Consider the following 19348-nt stretch of genomic DNA (forward strand, 5'->3'; position numbering starts at 1 on the left):
GTCCCCGCAACCAACACCATTCGCAACGCCAAACGCCGCCCCTCGGGGCGGCGTTGTCGTTTGTCGACCAAAGCCTCGAACGGTTCTTGGTCAATCTGAACCGATCCCTGCGTTGGTCAAGCTATTGGAGGATTCGCACGGCTGGTAAAGGTCGAGAATCCGGTCGACGGCACTTTTTACGCTGTTGGCTGGATCGCCTGGGAATGCACAAAGCGCACGCTGCCGGAACGGAAGCCTTGCGTCGTGTCCTCCGTTCGTTCGCGTGGACTACGCTTTTCGTCTGTGCAAGGCGGGGCGGGCGAGAGGCATTGCGCGGTGCAGGGCTACGACCGGGCTGTGCGGTCGAGAGATTACCGCGTCGTTCAAGCGAACCGCTTTCAGCGAGCACGCACGCGCGACCGTAGAGGACCAGATCGCCTGTCTGATGCACACGATCGGCCAGAGAGCTGGCGAGCGCTTCCCCAATGATGCGGGCATGAGAGTAAAAGAGAGTCAAAATAGCTGATCGGTGCCGAGGTCAGCTAGCCGTCCCGGTCCGCAACACGAAGCGGTCCATTGTCGATGAGCAACTGCTTCCATCAAGCCCGGTACTTCTCCTGTTCTATCGCGGCGAGGGCGCTCTGGATGTTGAGCAGTCGCGCCATCTTTTAAGGCGCGAGGGCCAAGGGGCTGATCGCCAGCCACGGTGCGGTATCTGTTCCCGCACCGCCTACCATCAGGTGGGTAACGTCGATCATCTTGCAGCGCGCATCGTCGAGGTGAGAAAGCCACCAGGGGAAACCGGCATAGCTCCGGGTATCACGACGCCAGATTCAGGCGACCGGCAAGACTTCGTTCGATCCGGATGCTTCAAGGAATGGCCACGTATCGACCACCACGCGGTCCCAAGCGGCGAAACCCCGTTCATCCTCGACCCATGCGACCCTGACGGCGTCGCCAGCCCCGGCCGGCCCAAAGCTGAAACCATTGAACGGGCACGCGACCTGGTCGGCTCGACCTCGTTCCCGCGCCGTTGAGCCAAGATCTGGCGCAGTGTTCCTGCGCCAGACGGGTTAAACAGAACGTGGAGCAAGGGCTTTGACACATCGTTCCTCACGAGTTGGTGCGCTGCCCGTACTTCCAAGGCGTCAACTTCGTCATGCGGTTCGCCGGATGCCCATCGGCAATGTGGGTAAGCACGTCACGCAGTCAGGCTTCGGGGTCGACGATGTTGGGCCGGGCGGTCTGGATGAGTGTGCAGATCGCCGCTGCCCGCTCACCGTCCTTGTCGGAGCCGGCGAACAGGTAGTTCTCGCGGCCGAAATTGACGGGTCGGAGGCAGTAGCTCCAATTGGAGGAAAACGGAGGGCAAGTCATACCTGACTTTCCCTAATAAGCAGTCTAGGGGCAGCGCTACGCAATCATTCAGCGGCGAGGACGAATGACGGTCCGCGACCGTTCTTCAGCGACGGCAAATGGCGACACAGTATTCGCCTGTGGGTCGTAGTTGCGGTCGATCCGGTTGCGAATGCGGGACTGGACACGGTTCTGGATACGGCTGTCGATCCTCGACAGCGGTGTGATCCCCTCCGTTTCGGTCTGACGCTGGCCGGCTTCGCCGACTGTCGAAGGGGCCACCCGACCGGCCCGCGCCGGTTCCACCCTAGGCCGCAGCACTTCGTTCTCATCCGGTGCCGGCAGGTCGCCTTCGGGCACGATCTGGGCCTGCGCCGCGACCGGTGCCGCCAACAGCAGGCAGATGACGGACAGAATTACCCGGCGGATCACAAGGTGTCCGGAAACCGCAGTCTTCACAACGCTGGAGCCAACTGCACGCGGTCGAGCTCTCCCGAGAGCCCCGCAACCGTGTCGGAAGCGCGTCCGACCAATGCAAGCGTCTGTACCGGGCAATCCGCCGGGACACGGAAGTTGCCCGCGAAGTTGCCGCTCCGTTCTGTCGAACGCGGTAGAACCACGCGACCCAGTTCGCGACCGTGCCAGCACTTCAGCGTCCAGTAGGGGAGTGCGTCGTTGGCTTGCTCTATCCCGCGACTATGCCCTTCAACCCGGTAGATGCCCGGCGTAAGCAACTGCATCTGCTGCAGCAGCATACCTCCGACGCTCGATGGCAAGGCGAAGCTGACGGTTCCGTCTTGGATAGAGGTTATGCCGCCAGCTTCCGAAACCGGCGTCCAGTCGAACGCAGAGGGAATGACGAGGTTCGCGGTAAAGCGCGGATCGCGTGAGCGGCGGCGATCCACACCGCGCCGGATCGTCGTGTAATAGGCCCACGCGTTCTCGACTGCGCCGGCACGAATGAGCGCGCCGACCGTCGCTGCCTTTGCTCCTTCCGGGAGGGGGACGCCCGCCTTGCCAAGTGCGCCGAACAGCATGGCGGCCTCGTGCGCATCGGCCGCACCGGCCGCAACTCGATTGATGAAGGCTTCGCTCCAGATCGGCTTGCGGGCCAGCGTCGCGACCAGCGCTGTGCGGATGTCAGCATTGCTCCCGGCTTTGGCCAACACCGGGAATAACAGTTCCCCCGCACCCGGCGACGTTCGCAGCGCGATGTCGTAATGGTGGAGCGCCCCGGGTATATCGTTGCGACCGACCGCATCCTCGATTGCCCATAGCTGCGTTTCTAGGTCGCGCCGCGATAGTACGTTGGCATAAGCCAGCAACCGGCGAGCACTGATCGCGTCGCCGCGCAACTGAGCGGCGATCCCCAACGTCGACACTGCCGCGACGGCGGTTGGATCCTGCCGTAGTGCGGTGCGTGCCAGTGCGTTGGCACGTACGCGTTCCGCATTGCTTGCATCGATGCCGGTCAGCGTTCTGGCAAACGCGGCGGTGACGCGACCGTCATTCGGAGCAAGCGCATGCCCGGTCACGACGTCTCCCTGCCGCACCATGTACGCGAGCGACCCGGTGGCGCCGACATAGCCCCCTGCGACTGCTGCGACTGCCAGGAGTCCGCGAACGATCCATTCGCGTGCAGAACGCTGCGACAGGGAGCCGACCTGGGGCATCAGTTGTGCGCAGCCTTTTCATCGGCGCGCGTGTCCTTCCCATAGCCATAGCCATAGTCATAGCCGTAGCCGTGATGCGCTTTGCTCGCCTCGAATTTGGTCAGGACGCCACCGATCACGCGTACGTTCGCACTGGCGAGACGGGCGAGGGCGGTCTTGACCATGGTCGAGCGGGTGCCATGCGATTCCACCGCGAAAATGACTCCTTCTACTCGATTCGCGATCAACGGAGCGTCCGCTAGTCCCATGACCGGCGGTGAATCGATCACCACATGGTCGTAGTTCTCGAGTAGACGATCGATCAGAATGGCAAGGCGGTTGCCGGTCAGCAGTTCGGCTGCGTTGGGTGGGATCGGCCCCGCCGACATAGCGGTAAGGCTAAGATCGTTCATCGAGAAGATGAGCGAACCAATGTCGTCGTCGCCGGCCAGAAAGTTGCTCAACCCCCGGTTGTGGTCGACGCCACCCAACTGGTGAACCGAAGGCGACCGCATGTCGCCGTCGACCAGAATGACCCGGCGTTGCGAACGGGCAAGTGTCGTCGCCAGTGCCAGCGCGGTGGTCGACTTGCCTTCCGATGGCTTGGTCGAAGTAATGGCAAGTGATCGCGGTACGCCGTGCTCTGTCGTGAACGCCAGGTTGGTCTGGACCGCCAGATAGGCGTCAAACAGGTCGGACTTGCGATCGAGCAGGGCATCCTTCGGAGAACCACCGTCTACCTTCGGTACCACGCCAAGCAGCGGCATTCCAAGACGTCGTTCGACCTCGGCCGGATCGGCGATGGCTTCGTCAATCTGTTCGAGCGCCAAGGCAAGCAACGTACCTAAGCCAAGTCCCGCCAGCAACGATATAAGAAGGTTTACCAGCAGTCGTGGGCTGGACGGATCTTCGGGTACGTCAGCAGGATCGACGATCGAGATGTTGTTCACACCGACGCCCCCGGCGACCCCGATTTCTTTGAAGCGCTGCAACACCCCGTCGTACAGGGCGCGGTTGGTATCAACCTCCTGCTGATAAATGTTGTACTGGATGCTGCGGCGGCGCAGGTCGAGATAGCTCGACTTGAGTTCCTCAACTTTGGCCTGAAGCGCACGCTCGCGCTCGCGCGCCTCGCCATAGTCAGCCTGAACCGACCGAGATACCCGGCCTTCTTCCCTGGCGATCGAGCTGTCGAGCTGATCGACTTGGGACTGGATCGCTTTGGCGGCGGGGTATTCGGGTTCGAACTGCGTCATCAGCCGCTGATATTCGGCCGCCAGTTCGGCACGCTTCTGGCGCAGGCCGTTAATCGCCACGTTGCGCAACGCCTCGGTTGAGGCACCGGCCCGACCGCCCTGCTGATAGCGTGCTTCGGCCTGGATGCGATCCGCCGTCGCTTGCGACAAAGCAGTGTTGAGCGCGGCCAGATCATCGGCGACGATCGACCGCTCGGACGTCGTCTTGCCGTCGTTGTTCGATTGCGCCGGCAGGTTGATGATACGCTGCGCTGATGCGTAACCCACGAGCTGGCGCTGGGATTCGTCCAGTCGTTCCTTAAGCTGCGCAAGCTGGCGTTCAAGCAGGTTGCGGCCATAGGAGGTCGCCTGGACCTTGCGCTCCAGATTGGTCTGAATGAAATTATCGCCCCATGCATTGGCGACGCGCGCAGAGAATGTGGCATCGGGGCTGGTGAATCGGATATCGACCAACCGCGACAACTGTGTCGGCGCGATGGCAAGGTTCTCTAGCAGAACCTCCCCGGCGACCCGCCGTCTGGTCGCTAGCCCGGATGCGGGATAGCGACCGTTGGTCAGTTGGAATGCTGGATCGGCGTCGTCCGATACGTCAAACAACGCGAAAAATTTGGGATCGTCGACCAACCGTAGCTGGACCGCCACCCGCTCAGACAGCGAGCGCGAACGCAGCAGGCCATACTGGGTTTCGTAGAATTCCTGGTCGGCAAGGCCTGCTTCGCTCTCGACGCCCTGGAATTCGGTGACCTTGTTCGATTCGCGCGCGATTTCAACCGTAGCTTCGGCGGTGTATTTGGGTGTCGTCAGCAGCGTGATGACCAGCCCGAGCAGAACGCAGGCACCGATTACGCCAAGGATGACGTAACGCCACCGCATCGCAATCCGCAGATATTGACGAAGGAACGAGGTGTGGTTGGCGTCACCCGCCGAAGGGTCCGCGATTAGCGGCCCGACCTGGCTACCGTCGCGCAGGTTGGATGCAACCAGATTCATTGCGGGAACAGCCTTTAATTCTGCAAGATTGCGATGAGCGGCGCTGCAAGGATCGGAGCGACCGAGGCGACATCACGGAACAGGCGACGCTGTGGAGAATCGCCCACGACGATCACGTCGTTGGCATAGACTTGTGGGTCGTCGTACGCACCGCGCCTGATGGCAGCGACATTGTACAATCCTGCCATCTTCTGATTGTTAACGGTACGCAGGATGACGACGTCGTCCTGCCGGGCGAATTCGGACATTCCCTTGGCTGACGCGATGGCGCGCATCAAAGTCATCTGGTTAGTCACCGGATACAGCCCCGGCTCGACCACCTGTCCGTCGATCGTCACCACCTGGCTTACCGAGCTGGTGATGTTGACGGTGACCTGCGGGTCCCGGACGTAGCGTCCACGCAACGCCGCTGCGATCGCGCTGGACAGTTCCTCGGCCGTGCTGCCGCTTGCCTTGATTGTCCCGACAAGCGGCATCGATATGCGCCCGCTGGCGTCCACCTGCATTTCCCGCTCCAGATCGGGCACGTTGAACACGTCGACCTTGATCGTGTCGAGCGGGCCGATCAGCGAAGGTCGGTCGGCCGCGACGAGATCGTTCCGGGTCGGTGCGGGCAATACCCCGCTTTCGGATACGACCGTCAGGTTGGAGGTCGTCTCGAGCGGAACCCGGTCGGCGCAAGCGGACAGCAGGGTCGCGAACAGCAGGACGGCAGAAGTTGTACGCATACGTTCGAGACGTTTCCGGGTGAAGGGAGAAGCCGGCAGCCTATAAGTGTTGGTCCGGCTCAGGTAAAGCTGGCGTCGAACGTCCGCCGTTGCGGTCACCCAGCCATACGGCCGCGATGACGATCAGGGCCATCATGATCGGTGTTCGGGCGGGATAGTCGATCACGCTGGCTAGCAGGACGAGCAGCAGCATTGCCGACCCAAGCCGCGGCAGGGCGTGGCGCATTGCCGGCCCGGCACGCCATGCGCGGAGGCTCGAACGGCCCCACCAGGCGAGGGCCGCCAGCAGCAACAGCAAGCCAGGCAATCCGGCGTCTAGGACGATCTCCAGCAGGTCGTCGTGCGCGTGGTTGAAATACGTCGGCTTCAGGAGGTCGAACGGCTCGTGCATGCGGAACAGCGGGTCGAAGCTGCCAAGTCCCGTACCGAACGGGAAATAAGTACGAACCATCTCCAATACGGTCGGTAGACCGCGGCGGCGCATGTCCTGCCACGGATCGACGGTAATCGCCCGGTTGATCGAAATTGCTCGATCGCTTGCGATGCTGACCAGAACGAGGATCGCGATCAGCCCGATAATCGCCGCGACCATCGCCGGGAACACCCAACGCGGATAGCGGGAAAGCGCCTGACTGATCGGACGCCGCACGAGGACCAGGCCGATCACGAGCGCTATCCCGCTTAAAGCCGTTCCGGCGCGCGACCCGCTGGCCAATACGGTCAGTGTGAACAATATCAGCAGACCTGCTGCGACCGCCGCGCGCCATCCTGGCGATCCGCCATTGGAAAACCCCCAGACCGGCGCCAACAAGCAGCCCATCGCAAGCAGCAGCGCGAAATGATTATAATTGGCGAAGGTGCCCGCAACCTGTCCCAGGTCGTCGTTGACGAACGGGTTGTCGAAGCCGGCCCCGGAGAATTGCAGCAGCCCGATCAAGGTCGCGGCGACGATCAAGCAGAGCATCATGCCCGGCAGCCAGCGGCGCTCATGGTCCCGCAGGCCGGCAACCAGGATTAGGGTGGTGATGGGAACGATCAGGGCGGCAACAGAATTGGCCGTGGCTCCCGGCACGATCGACCATGGTCGCCACGGTTGGGGTTGGCCGCTTGCGGCCGCCGCTTCCGCAAACGGGGCACGCCCCGGCAGTGCCAGCCATATGTCCGGCGGCAACGGCACGAGCTGGAGCAGCGCGAGCGACAGTGCGGCAACCAACAACAGGGCTACTGGTCGGACAGGCCGAAGCGCAGGACGATTGCCGAACAACGCCGCTACCGCCAAGACAATCGCCGCGGCGCTCCGCACCACCACCTGGCCCAGAGCATCGGCCCGCGATGCGCCGCCTGCGATCCAGAGGGTACACAGAAACAGGCCCAGCAGGATCGCATACAGGCCCGGTCTTGTCAGGGGATCGGAACGATGTCTGGCCATAGCCGCCTCAGGCAACCCGGTTGCTAGTCGGGAACCCGACCGCATAGGACGACCTGCCTGCTTGCGGGCGCCGCCAGGCCAGGCGGCACAGTACGAGATACGGGATCATGATGAAGATATAACCCTTGGTGATCTGGGGCAGGTAACCACGCGAATAATTGTAGTAGCCGACGAACCCGGCCACCATCGCGATGCCGACGATAAGATGCGCGGTCGACGGCGCGAGCTTTCGAACGAGCCTGTGCAGAAACAGATAGACGAACGCGAACAGGATGGAGCCGATCGCGATCCCGGCCCATCCGCCCATGATCGCGAATTCGCCGACGACCGGATATGTCGTGCCCGACCGGAAACCCTCGTTGGTCAGCAGCCCGTGAATAGCGCCCTTCCGATATTCGCCGACCATGCGCGTCGGCATCAGTACGCGCGGGACGAGTCCGGAAATGCTGTCGATGATTGGGGACAGCGGATAAGTCACGCCGCGGTAGATATAGGTGCGGATCACGGATGTGAGCCCGAACAGGACGTTGGACTCCGCAAATATTCCGAACAGTGGATCTGTAGTCGGGGCGCGCTGTGTAAAGTCGATCCCGGAAAATTTTGATCTGTAGAGCGTCATCACGGTGAACAGGGTGAATACCGCAGCGCTAAAACCCGCGGTCAGTCCAATCCGTTTGGCAACGCTCCGTTCCTTCAGGAACATGAAGACCACGATGGGAATCGCAAGCAGCGCTAGCTTGTATCGAAGCCCGGTGAAGATCGTATAAAATACCAAGAAGGCAAAGCGTGCCAGGACGGGACCGGTGAACCCGCGGCGTGCGAGCATGTACAGCCATGCTGGGATCATCATGTCCGCGAACTGGAAGGCGATGAGAAAATAGCTGGCTTCGCCGTTGAGTGCGGCGCGGGCGCTCGCGGCGCCGCCTTGGATGACGTAAAGAGCCGCCAGCACGCCGATAGCGAAGAGCATTTCGGCCGGGATGACGGACCGCAGGGGATCCGGACTGAGGCGGTCGGTGACGACCATCGTCGATGGCGTCCGGCGCGAAACCACCCAGACAGTCAACGCCATCAGTAGCGTCGCAGACGACAGGGTCAGCGCCGCCTCGTTTAACCGTGCCGCGCCCCACATGGTGCCGACGAAATAGGTGTTCTTCTGATATATCCAGTACCAAGTTCCGCCAAGGCAAACATAAGCGTGACAAAACAGCAGCACGCCCAGGAAGGGCCGGTGCATTGTCGGGGCCGTCATTGTCAGCCAGGCATGGGCAGCGACGATCGCCACAATAAGCAGGAGGGTCATCGACCTAATCCAAAAATCGTGCCCTTTGGCAACACTGAACGCACATCTTTACCTGGACCGCCGACTATCAGGACACCGCCAGCCTGTCCACGCGGGGGGTTGGGGCGCGCAGTACGTTCATCCACCTGTGGGCTGCCGGTCCAGCGCCGCGACGGAGGCACGAACGCCGTCGGTGAAGGCGTCCCAGTTCAGTTTTCTGGCTATGGCGAGGCAGTCGGCCCGCATCGCCGCCAGTGCTGTGGGTTCGGCCGCAATCCGGCGGAGGAGCGCGTCCGTCGCCTCCAGCGATGACGGCGCAACCTGGTAACCATGGACGCCGTCCCTGCACATGTCGGCCGGGCCGGTGTTTTCGGTCCAGACGATCGGCGTGCCCACAGACATCGCCTCGACGTAGACGAGGCCAAAGCCCTCGATCACCGATGGCATAAGGAACAGGTCCGCGCTCGCCATTAACGCGGAAAGCTCGGCCTCCGTCAGTCGCTGCAGCATCCGCGTACCGGGGGCAACCATGTCGGCGATGACGGGATCGCCGACATGGGAGACGATGACATGCTCGAACCGGTCGCGGATCTCCGGGGGCAGTCGCTTCAGCGCTTCGAAGGCCCAGTGCATTCCCTTGCGCTGCGTCAACTGGCATACAGTGAGGAGCCGTATCCGTCGCTCCGCGCCCCAGAACCGGCTTGGGTCGACGTCCGAATGCTCCAGCAGCTTGCTTCCGTAGGGTATGATGTCGAATGGCAGCGCGAGATCGGTGCCTTCCTCGACGCTCCGCCGGGTTACGCCGCTCGCACAGATGACGCGATCGCACATCGCGAGCGCACGCCGGACGTCGGCTATGTCCTTTTCATCTAGTATGTCCTCGAAATCCTCTAGGAACCGGATGGGGCGGATTGACGAGAATGCCGCGACGTCGGCGGCGATGACGCGGTGGATGAACCAAGGGGTCGGATGAACCTGGAAACAAATGAGCGCGTCGGGTCGACGCCCGATCATTCGGTAGAAGCTGGTGAATCCGTGCAGAAAATAGGAATAGACAATAGCCCGGTTGGGTCCCAGGAAGCACAGGATCGCCGCGACGAAACCGAACAGGTCATCTACCCAGCGCTTGCGTGCCCGGTTGTGTAATCCCGGCTTGAGCAGCGCCGACAGCAGCGCCGTAGGCCAGAACGATCTGGCATAACGGGAGGACAGTCGTTCGTTCCACCGCTTGCTAATCCGATGGCGCAGCCAGTCGGGCGTGTAGAAGTCGGTGACCGCCTTATGCAGGCGCCCCGCCTTTTCCAGTGCGATCGCGACCTGATAATAATCGCGCGCGCCGATCGTAACGACATCGTAACGCGGCAGTCGCTTATTCGGGGAGTGGGGCATAGAAGGGCGTTACTGCCTTTGTCATCGAGCTTGCGCGAACGCCCAAGCGGAAGAGAGGTGCAATGAACTGCGACCTAAACCAGGGAGGGGGTAACCCTCAGCATAGTTCATCTGCCCGAAAGTGCCGGCAACTGCAATACGCCATTGACCTCGTCTGCTCTTGCGTTCAAGTGGCGATCTGGCCAAATTTGCGGATGTATTGCATCGCTTTCGGTGCGTATCGACTTAGTGAAGTGGAAGAATATGAACTTGGTATACCCAAGTCCCGCGTTCCGGGAGCGGATGGGTGCCGGTTCGAATGCTAAGGCGGTATTCGACAAGCAATCGTGCAAAGGTTTCTTATTCAAGATCTATATTGCATTAGTGCAAATCGATGCGGTTGCATTTGTCGCGGGTATTATTTCGCGAGTATTTTCTAGTTTGGTCGAATGTTTCATCTGCAGGGATCTGGGTTACATTGATTCCTGGTCGATCTGGCGCGACATCGCGCCCATCACTGCGACCTTTCGCGTACTCCTCATCCGCAGATCCGCCTTTTAAGTCGCGGATAGGATCGATGATCTTACAGGGTGGCGTTCTAGGCCGCGCCGGTATCGTGCTGCGCGGCCGAACTACGATAGGGCAATCGGCATGAGCAGGGCACGCAGTGCGGCACACGGGATGGTCGCGCTTTCCGCGATGCGCATCTGGGGCGTCGTTGTCGGGTTGATTTCGCTTGCGGCGCTCGCGCGCCTGCTGCCACCCGACGAATTCGGTCTGGCGGCGATGGCAATGACGGTCGTCGCTTTCATCACCCTGTTTCGCGACTTCGGCCTTGCCTTGGTGGTGATGCAGCGATCGAGCCTTGACGCCGAGGATCAGTCGACACTGTTCTGGCTGAACCTGTTGCTGACTGTGTTCCTCACCGTGCTCGTAATCGCGACCTCCGGGCTACTCGCGTATTTCTACGGACAGCCCCGCCTCACGCCGCTGTTGTGTGGTGCTGCCCTCAGCCTGTTCATCTCGGGCCTGACCGGTCAGCATGACGCGCAACTGCGCCGCGAGATGGCGTTTGGAGCGGTTGCACGAAGTGATGCCCTCGGCCTGACCGCAAATCTGGTGGCAAGCGTCCTTACGGCGATGGTGCGACAGGATGCGTGGGCGATTGTCGTCGGTTCCATCGCGCAATCGGTGACGCACAGCCTCAGCATTTATCTTGCCCATCCCTGGCGGCCGCAGCACGGCCTGCGACGCGACCGCGCGCGCGCATTCCTCCGGCCAGGAATGGACGTCACCATCTATTCGGTACTGACCTACCTTTCGACCAACGTTGCACAGATCATGATCGGCTATTGGCGCGGACCGGGTGCGCTCGGTCTTTTTTACCGCGCGCAGCAGATATTCATGCTGCCCTACCAGCTCATCTTGTCGTCGGTCACGCAAGTCCTGTTGGTGCTCTTGAGCAAGCACCAGGGCGATACGCAACGCTACCGCCAGATCTATCTGGGATGTCTGCAGCGCATGAGTCTCATATTCTTCGTTCTAGCAGCGGCATTGCCGTTTGTTGCGTATGATCTCGTGCTTTTCATACTCGGACCCCGCTGGGTAGAATCCGGCCGTATCCTCGCTTGGCTCGCTCCGGCCCTGGCCGCGCACGGTGTCACCGGAATCGTGGCGCCCGCACTGATCGCGATCGAGCGATCGGCCACTTTGCGCAACTGGGCTCTCATCGATGTGCTTGCGCGTGCCGGCGGCGTGATGCTGGGACTTCCGTTCGGGCTGACTGCGGCCGCGGCAGGCTTTTCGATCGCATCTTTGGGGATTTCCGTGCCGCTGGGGGTGGTCCTGCTGGCACGATCGCGGCACGTGGGCATCCGCGATCAGGTTGGGGCCTGTCTGCCGTCGCTGGCCGTCGCCGTCGCCGTCGCCGTCGCCGCTGCGCTGGCCCATTCGCTTGTTCACCACATGCTGCCGGGCGGCCTGGCGACACTCCTTCCGACGGCGCTGTTCGGTATCAGTGCCGGGGTAGCGTTGGCGGCCATGCTGCCCGCGACCCGCGCGTTCGTCCTGCACGATCTGGGAGAGGTGTTGCGGATGACGGGATTTGCGAGGTTTGCAAGGCACGTACCTCCCGCCGACGGTGAAGCGGATCACCACGGTCGATAGATTGGCCGATCGGTCGGCCGGGTTGACGGGATTGCGCGGCCAAGGGTATTCGCTCTTGGACGCGGGTCCCGATCTTTCGATCGGAAAGTCGCCTTGGCGGCGACGGACTCTATCCTTGTTCTCTTTGGGCGCGACCCCGTGGATGCTTTGCTAATTATGGACATGGTGTTCGCGATCGGCTCGGCCGAACATGCAGGTCGGGAGGAAAGCCGTGTCGGCTGATATCTTCGCGCGTACAGCGGTCCTCGTTCCTACCCTGGACGCGGACTATCGGCGCCGACAGGCTGGCTGACGGTTTTTTACCAACGCTGGTGCAAACCGCTTTTCCGACCGTGTCGCCCGACCTGACCCATGAATCGACGAATGGAAGAACGCCAGTGAGCAAACTTGATTTCGGCTGCGGCCAGACGAAAGAACCGGGCTATGTTGGCATGGACATCTATCCCGGGTCCGGGGTCGATGTGATTCATGACTTCGACGTCTTCCCCTATCCCTTTGCCGACGACAGTTTCGATGCAATCGTCAGCAAGTCTTCGCTTGAGCATGTCGACGACGTCGTAAAGACTGTGGTCGAACTGTATCGGATTCTCAAGCCCGGTGGCATCCTTGAGGTCTGGGTGCCCCATTATTCGGGACCGGACGCCTACCGGGATCCGACGCACAAGACGTTCTTTGCCTATACTACGTTTGATCGGTTCACCGGTGAAACATCCTACGAAACGCCACATTCCGGAATGTTTACAATGGTGCAGCGGACATTTGGCCTGCCGACGCGCGGCAACCCGCTGAAGGCGCTGCCAAAGATCTTCGCCAATCGCTTTCCCGAACTGTACGAGCAGGTGTTGTGCTGGATGATGCCCAGCAAGACGATGTACTACAAACTGCGCGCCAACAAGCCGCGGCTTGGTATCGCTACCGGCACCGGTGGAGCGCAGGCGGGCGAGCAGCCAGCTCCGTGACGACATCCGCATCGGACGGCACGGCAACGGCTGCGGCCGTCGCGCAGCGTCGACCGTCGAGCAGTCTTCCGTCGCGCAACAACCTGGACCTCGCGCGGTTCATGTTCGCCAGCATGGTCGTGCTCGTCCATGCTAGCGTCCTAACCGGCCATCCTGCGCTCGCGCCGCTTCATGTCTACATCTCGTCGGACATCGCGGTGCAGTCCTTCTTCGTCATTAGCGGGCTGCTCATCGTCCAAAGCTATGAGCGCAGCCGTTCGCTGCGCTCCTATTTCGGCAAGCGGGTGCGCCGGGTCTATCCGGCCTATCTGCTGGTGATCCTGTTGTGCGCAGCGGGTGGGCTGGCGCTAACCCGCCTCACGGCGAGCGAGTATCTGGGTGCCGGGACGCTTAAATATCTCGTCGCCAACCTGACATTCCTGAATTTCTTGCTGCCTGCGCTGCCTGGCGTGTTCGAGGACAATCCGATGTCCGCGGTCAATGGCTCGCTCTGGACGCTCAAGGTCGAAGTCGCCTTTTACCTTGCCGTTCCACTAATCGTCTTGGCTGTTCGGCGCTGGGGCGCGGTTCGGGTGCTCGTTCCGCTTTATTTGCTGTCGGTACTGTACATGGCGCTCGGGCTTCTGCTTGCTGAACGCACGCAGCATGCATTCTTCGACCTGCTTGCCAAACAGTTGCCTGGCCAGCTAACCTATTTCTGCGTTGGCGCTGGTGCTTATTATCTGGCTCAGCGACGCGCGCTGCCTATCTTGCCGATGATCGTGGTAGGGGCGCTCCTCCTGCTCGCCTCGCAATTTTTCCTGCCATTGCTGCTGCGTCCGGTTGGTCTTGGCCTGCTGGTACTCGGGGCTGCTTATGGGCCGTGGTTAGGAAACTGGAGCCGCTACGGCGATTTCTCCTATGGCATCTACATCGTGCATTTCCCCATCATCCAAACCCTCGTCGCCTTGCGCGTGCTGGAAGATCGGCCGTGGCTGCTCCTGCTGTTCTGCTACGCGCTTGCCGTGCTCGTATCCGTTCCGCTCTGGCACTTGGTCGAAAAGCAGTTCCTGCGCAGCGACAGCCATTATCGCAATGGGGAGGGGCCGGGTGTGGATCCGGTCCCGACGAACACATCGGGACGGGTGAATGCGGTCTGATTGTAGCAAGCGGACCGTAGCGAACATGATCGGAATATCGCCAGCGATGCGTCCGGGACGGATCATGCTGGCTGCATTGCTCCCGTCGCTGGTGGTCATGTCGCTGATGTTCGGCCAGGCATGGGGTGCGGTGAAGGCAAGCGTCCGCCTGATACCGGCCGCCGCGAGACAAGCGATAGCCCCCCCCCGACGGGTCTTTGCACATTATGTGATGTGCTGCACCCTCCACGGGCCCAATGTTTCGGTGCCGCAACTGGGCCAGGAAATCGCACTCGCGCGCGATGCCGGTCTCGACGGCTTCGTACTGAATGTAGGCGCCTGGACACGTTACCCATCCTACGCGTCTGATACAAAAAACTTTTTCGCCGCCGCCCGTGCCACCGCGACGCAGTTCAAACTGTTCTTTTCCCTCGACCCCTCCGGTGGTCTTACACCGGCAGAAGGTGCCGACATCATTGCTACCTATCGAACGGACCCCGCATATTTCCGGGTGAACGGCATGGCAGTGGTCTCTACCTTCGCCAGTTCGGACCGGTGGAACCGGGAGCTGCGCGCGCTGCTACAGCGTCGGGGTATAGCGATCCTGCTGGTGCCACACATGGTCAGCACCCGTGACGAAGGTGAATCGGGCGGACACGAGACACCCGGTCCCGAACTGGTAGCGCGCTTCCTGACCGATGACCCAGAACTGGCCGGCTATTCCTGGTTCGGCGCAGCGGCACCGGGAAGGACGCTGGGCGACGTAAGCCGGGCCGCGGCGCTGGCTGCCCGACGCCTTGGCAAGTTCTACATCGCTCCGATCACTCCATATTATCTTGGTCACAACACCAACAACCGCGTGTTTGACAACGCCGGCTTCGCAGGGCTGGACAGCCAGTGGATGGCGGCGATCGAAGGCGGTGCCACTTGGGCACAGATCGTGACTTGGAATGATTGGGAAGAGCGCAGCTATGTACGGCCGCTTGGGGTGGGGGCGCAGGCGGATACCGGACAATGGGGTCCGCGCAACCCCCATGACGGCTTCTTGGATGCAAGCCGGTACTTCATCGACTGGTACAAGAGCGGGCGCAAGCCGACGATCCGATCGACCCGCGCGTTCGTTGCCTTCCGACCCGACCCGGTATCGCGATGCATCAAGGACAGGTACGCATGTCCTGCAGGGACGCAAACCTTGTCCGATACGCTCTACGTGGTCGTCGAGGCCGCCGCCGCGACATCAGTGACGCTCAACGCCGGCGACCGCACCCGCACCTTCGCCATCCCGGCGGGGCGGACCAGCCTCCGCATGCCGATGGCTCGTGGTGATGTCTCCATCGCCCTGTCGTCGCGCGGGTTGCGGCGTTACTGGCGTGCTCCAGTGGGGTTTGCGATCGTACCGAATAGCGACCGGCTTAATATGGTCGCATTCACCGTGCCCCTCGAATAGCGGCGAATGATGTTCTAATCTCTCCCGGTTTGGTGGACACGCTTGGTTTTCAGTCATGCCCTGCCCGGTTTGCCTGGGGTGAGATATCCGAGGGCCGAGTGCATGCGGTGCCGGTTGTAGTTGCCCTCAATGTATCCAAGCAGGCGCCTGCCTGGCGTCAGCATCGCCCATCGGCACTGGTGCACAAGTTCGACCTTCAGAGTGTGCAAAAATTTCTCCGTCGGGCATTATCGGAGCAGTTGCCGGTGCGGCGCATTGACGGCGTCGCGCCGATTACCGCGAGGTAAGCGACATAGCCACCGGCGGCCGCGCGGCGTGCATCCCGGGTGATCCGTACCGACCCTGATGACGTACCTGAAGCCCGCGAACGTCGCCGGGCAACGACAGGTTCGTCGTAGTCCATACATTCAGTGCGGCCCGCCAGTTGCAATACCCGCTGCGCAATACGCCGGCCATGCGGTTCGCCTAACCTAGCCAGCCAATCCTCGACCGAATGGCGCACCCCACCCTGACGCCAATTTCGCTAGGTCGGCCCGATAGAACCGCGTCGACCGAGGCGAGGGAGCAATATCCATCTCCCAAGCAACAGCCCTTTTCGGCGTTACCGTCCAACAACCGCCGATACAAATATCGAACGCCGCTCCATACTCTGTCGCCGTGCCGACGCTATCACACGGATCGAACGGTCCGGGAGCCGAGATCATCGGAATTGGCGCATCCGCCGATTGTTGCATGATTGCCCTTGAATTCAAGCATGGGTATGCCGCCGGCATGACCTCCCCCGTCCAGCGCATCCGCCCCCGCCGCCATGGCGACGCCCGTGGCTGGTTCACCGAGACCTATAACCGCGATACCTTCGCCGCGCTCGGCATCGCCTGTACCTTCGTGCAGGACAATCACTCGCTGTCCGTTCCCGCCTACACGTTGCGCGGGCTGCATTTCCAGGTGCCGCCGCGTGGGCAGGACAAGCTGGTGCGCTGTATCCGCGGGCGGATCTTCGACGTCGCGGTCGATATCCGGCGCGGATCGCCGACCTTCGGTCACTGGGTCGGGGCGGAACTGTCGGCCGAAAACGGGGAGCAGTTGTTCATCCCGATCGGGTTCGCGCACGGCTTTCTGACGCTGGAGCCCGATTGCGAGGTCGTCTATAAATGCTCGGACACCTATGCCCCGGCACAGGATGGCGGGATCGCATGGGACGGCGTCGGCATCGACTGGCCGCTGCCCCTCGGCACGCGGCCCGAACTGTCGCCCAAGGACGGGATGCAGCCGCCGCTGGCCGGGTTCGACAGTCCGTTCGCCTATGATGGCCGTCCGCTCCTCCCCCTCGCCTGAAGGACATCCCATGCGCATCTTCGTCACCGGCGGGGCCGGCTTCATCGGTTCGGCGCTGGTCCGTCACCTGATCGAACATAGCGGGCACGAGGTGCTCAATTTCGACAAGCTGACCTATGCCGGCACGCTGACTACCGTCGCGCCCGTCGCGGACAGCGACCGCTACCGGTTCGTGCAGGGCGACATCTGCGATGCGGCGGCGGTGCGCGCGGCGATCGCCGACTTCCGCCCCGACGTCGTCACCCATCTGGCGGCGGAAAGCCATGTCGACCGGTCGATCGACGGGCCGGGCGCGTTCGTGCAGACCAATGTCGTCGGCACCTATACGATGCTGGCGGAGGCGCGGGCCTATTGGCTGACGCTGGACGACGCGGCGAAGGCGGCGTTCCGCTTCCATCACATCTCGACCGACGAGGTGTATGGCTCGCTGGGCGATACCGGGCTGTTCACCGAAGAAACGCCCTATGATCCGCGTTCGCCCTATTCGGCGTCGAAGGCGGGCAGCGACCATCTGGTCAGCGCATGGGGCCATACGTTCGGGCTGCCGGTGCTCATCACCAACTGTTCAAACAATTACGGACCCTATCATTTTCCCGAAAAGCTGATCCCGCTGATGATCGCCAAGGCGTTGGATGGCGAGGCGCTGCCGGTTTATGGCAAGGGCGATCAGGTTCGCGACTGGCTGTATGTCGAGGATCATGTGCGGGCGCTGCATGCGGTGTTCGAACGCGGCACGCCGGGGCGCACCTATAATGTCGGCGGCCATAACGAACGACAGAATCTGGAGGTCGTGCAGACGCTGTGCGCGATCCTCGACGATCTGCGCCCGCGTGCCGACGGGCAATCCTATGCGACGCAGATCGCCTATGTCGCCGACCGGCCGGGCCACGACAAACGCTATGCGATCGACGCGTCGCGGATCGGCGACGAACTGGGCTGGCAACCGACGGAGACGTTCGAGACCGGCATTGCCAAGACCGTCGCATGGTATCTGGCGAACGAGGACTGGTGGCGTCCGCTGATCGCGGCCAACGCGACCGCACGGCGTGGGGTCGCCGCCTGATGTCGACGCGCAGACATGTCGACATGTCGGGCCGGCGATGAAGCGCGTCCTCGTCACCGGCGCGACCGGCCAGCTGGGGCGCGAACTGGCACGGATCGCGTGGCCCGCCGGATGGGAAGCGGTGGCGCTGGACCGTGACGCGCTTGACCTGACCAACACGGCGGCGATCACGGCGACGGTCGCGCGCGAACCATGGACGGCGGTGGTCAACGCCGCCGCCTATACCGCCGTCGACAAGGCGGAGCGCGATGTCGTCGCGGCATGGACGGCCAACGCACTGGCCCCGGCGGCATTCGCGGCGGCATGCGTCGCCGCGGACATTCCGCTGGTGCAGGTGTCGACCGACTATGTCTTCGCCGGCGACCGGGACGGCGCGTGGCAGGTGGATGATCCGGTCGCGCCGCTGGGCGTTTACGGCGCGTCGAAGCTGGGCGGCGAACTGGCGGTACGGACCAGCGGCGTGCGCCATGCGATCGTGCGCACTGCGTGGGTGGTGTCGGCGCATGGCGGCAATTTCGTCGCGACGATGCTGCGGCTCGCGGAAACGCGCGATACGCTGGGCGTAGTCGACGACCAGCGTGGATCGCCGACCGGTGCCGCCGATCTGGCGCGGGCGCTTGCGACGATCGCGGTGCGCCTGTCCGAAGACCGCACGGCCCCCACCGGGACCTTTCATTTCAGCAATGCCGGCGCGGTCAGCTGGGCCGGGTTCGCCGCCGAAATCTTTCGGCAGTCGGCGGTGCGCGGCGGACCAGTGGCGGACGTCACCCCGATCACCACGGCCGATTATCCCACCCCGGCGCGGCGGCCGGCCAATTCGCTGCTCGACACCCGCGCCCTTCAGGACGCCTATGGCATCGTCCCGCGGGATTGGCAGGCGGCCTTGGGCGACATTCTGGACGAACGGATCGGACACGCATCATGAAGGGCATCATTCTTGCCGGCGGTTCCGGCACGCGGTTGCATTCCGCAACGCTGGCGGTGAACAAGCAACTGCTGCCGATTTACGACAAGCCGATGATCTATTATCCGCTGTGGGCGTAGCTACTGGCGGGTATCCACGAGATCCTCATCATCTCTAGCCCCGGATATACAGATAATTATCGCCGGCGGTTTGGTAACGGTTCGGCAGTGGTTCTTCCGTACCGGAATAGCTAGCAAGGCGTTCATAACATTATCGCCAGAGGCAGTTATGGATTTGGAAGCGGGCCGATTCACCT

16 protein-coding genes and 1 pseudogene are annotated in these 19348 nt (G+C 62.2%); 8 read left to right on the forward strand and 9 right to left on the reverse strand.

All coding sequences use genetic code 11. The features are described from left to right. Nucleotides 1-1092 precede the first annotated feature (1092 nt). The 8 genes from IFT55_RS17810 to IFT55_RS16005 form a co-directional block, all read right to left on the reverse strand. The gene (locus tag IFT55_RS17810; protein WP_446740735.1) at nucleotides 1093-1188 is read right to left on the reverse strand and encodes a transposase domain-containing protein; all 96 of its coding nucleotides are present in this window, start codon (nucleotides 1186-1188) and stop codon (nucleotides 1093-1095) included. A 216-nt stretch (nucleotides 1189-1404) separates the two neighbouring features. Beyond that, on the reverse strand, nucleotides 1405-1794 hold the full coding sequence (locus IFT55_RS15975) for a hypothetical protein (RefSeq protein WP_192093352.1): 390 nt from the start codon (nucleotides 1792-1794) through the stop codon (nucleotides 1405-1407). Beyond that, nucleotides 1791-3008: a hypothetical protein gene (locus IFT55_RS15980; protein ID WP_192093353.1), complete on the reverse strand. Its 1218-nt coding sequence runs from the start codon at nucleotides 3006-3008 to the stop codon at nucleotides 1791-1793. Before IFT55_RS15980 ends, IFT55_RS15975 begins: the two co-directional genes overlap by 4 nt. Further along, nucleotides 3008-5233 (reverse strand): GumC family protein, encoded by a 2226-nt coding sequence (locus tag IFT55_RS15985; RefSeq protein ID WP_192093354.1) that lies wholly within the window; start codon nucleotides 5231-5233, stop codon nucleotides 3008-3010. Before IFT55_RS15985 ends, IFT55_RS15980 begins: the two co-directional genes overlap by 1 nt. Nucleotides 5234-5247: 14 nt before the next feature. Further along, entirely contained in the window at nucleotides 5248-6060 is an 813-nt protein-coding gene (locus IFT55_RS15990; protein ID WP_342029334.1) for a polysaccharide biosynthesis/export family protein, read from the reverse strand. Further along, the gene (locus tag IFT55_RS15995) at nucleotides 6002-7390 is read right to left on the reverse strand and encodes an O-antigen ligase family protein (protein ID WP_192093355.1); all 1389 of its coding nucleotides are present in this window, start codon (nucleotides 7388-7390) and stop codon (nucleotides 6002-6004) included. Before IFT55_RS15995 ends, IFT55_RS15990 begins: the two co-directional genes overlap by 59 nt. A gap of 7 nt (nucleotides 7391-7397) precedes the next feature. Continuing rightward, complete coding sequence (locus IFT55_RS16000) at nucleotides 7398-8693, reverse strand: hypothetical protein (RefSeq protein ID WP_192093356.1); 1296 nt, start codon at nucleotides 8691-8693, stop codon at nucleotides 7398-7400. 117 nt (nucleotides 8694-8810) lie between these two features. Further along, on the reverse strand, nucleotides 8811-10061 hold the full coding sequence (locus IFT55_RS16005) for a glycosyltransferase family 4 protein (protein WP_192093357.1): 1251 nt from the start codon (nucleotides 10059-10061) through the stop codon (nucleotides 8811-8813). Nucleotides 10062-10691: 630 nt separating this feature from the next. Between IFT55_RS16005 and IFT55_RS16010 the strand changes: the two genes are divergently transcribed. The 4 genes from IFT55_RS16010 (at nucleotide 10692) to IFT55_RS16025 (ending at nucleotide 15730) form a co-directional block, all read left to right on the forward strand. Next, on the forward strand, nucleotides 10692-12206 hold the full coding sequence (locus tag IFT55_RS16010; RefSeq protein ID WP_192093358.1) for a lipopolysaccharide biosynthesis protein: 1515 nt from the start codon (nucleotides 10692-10694) through the stop codon (nucleotides 12204-12206). A gap of 377 nt (nucleotides 12207-12583) precedes the next feature. Continuing rightward, entirely contained in the window at nucleotides 12584-13165 is a 582-nt protein-coding gene (locus IFT55_RS16015) for a methyltransferase domain-containing protein (protein ID WP_192093359.1), read from the forward strand. After that, complete coding sequence (locus IFT55_RS16020) at nucleotides 13162-14304, forward strand: acyltransferase family protein (RefSeq protein WP_192093360.1); 1143 nt, start codon at nucleotides 13162-13164, stop codon at nucleotides 14302-14304. Before IFT55_RS16015 ends, IFT55_RS16020 begins: the two co-directional genes overlap by 4 nt. Nucleotides 14305-14368: 64 nt before the next feature. Further along, nucleotides 14369-15730, forward strand: a complete 1362-nt coding sequence (locus IFT55_RS16025) for an endo-1,3-alpha-glucanase family glycosylhydrolase (RefSeq protein WP_192093361.1) — start codon at nucleotides 14369-14371, stop codon at nucleotides 15728-15730. 53 nt (nucleotides 15731-15783) lie between these two features. On the opposite strand, the gene IFT55_RS16030 is transcribed toward IFT55_RS16025, so the two are convergent. Then, the gene (locus IFT55_RS16030; protein WP_192093362.1) at nucleotides 15784-15939 is read right to left on the reverse strand and encodes an IS3 family transposase; all 156 of its coding nucleotides are present in this window, start codon (nucleotides 15937-15939) and stop codon (nucleotides 15784-15786) included. A gap of 523 nt (nucleotides 15940-16462) precedes the next feature. Between IFT55_RS16030 and rfbC the strand changes: the two genes are divergently transcribed. The 4 genes and pseudogenes from rfbC to IFT55_RS17515 form a co-directional block, all read left to right on the forward strand. Next, a complete protein-coding gene (rfbC, locus tag IFT55_RS16035; protein WP_249403882.1) occupies nucleotides 16463-17065 on the forward strand; it encodes a dTDP-4-dehydrorhamnose 3,5-epimerase in 603 nt (200 codons plus the stop codon). Nucleotides 17066-17075: 10 nt separating this feature from the next. After that, on the forward strand, nucleotides 17076-18128 hold the full coding sequence (gene rfbB, locus IFT55_RS16040) for a dTDP-glucose 4,6-dehydratase (RefSeq protein ID WP_192093363.1): 1053 nt from the start codon (nucleotides 17076-17078) through the stop codon (nucleotides 18126-18128). Between the two features lie 37 nt (nucleotides 18129-18165). Beyond that, the gene (rfbD, locus tag IFT55_RS16045) at nucleotides 18166-19053 is read left to right on the forward strand and encodes a dTDP-4-dehydrorhamnose reductase (RefSeq protein WP_192093364.1); all 888 of its coding nucleotides are present in this window, start codon (nucleotides 18166-18168) and stop codon (nucleotides 19051-19053) included. Next, nucleotides 19050-19259, forward strand: a pseudogene (locus IFT55_RS17515) (sugar phosphate nucleotidyltransferase); the annotation flags it as partial. The gene rfbD and the pseudogene IFT55_RS17515, both read left to right, overlap by 4 nt. Nucleotides 19260-19348 lie beyond the last annotated feature (89 nt).

Source organism: Sphingomonas sp. CFBP 13720 (assembly GCF_014842075.1).
Lineage (GTDB): Bacteria > Pseudomonadota > Alphaproteobacteria > Sphingomonadales > Sphingomonadaceae > Sphingomonas.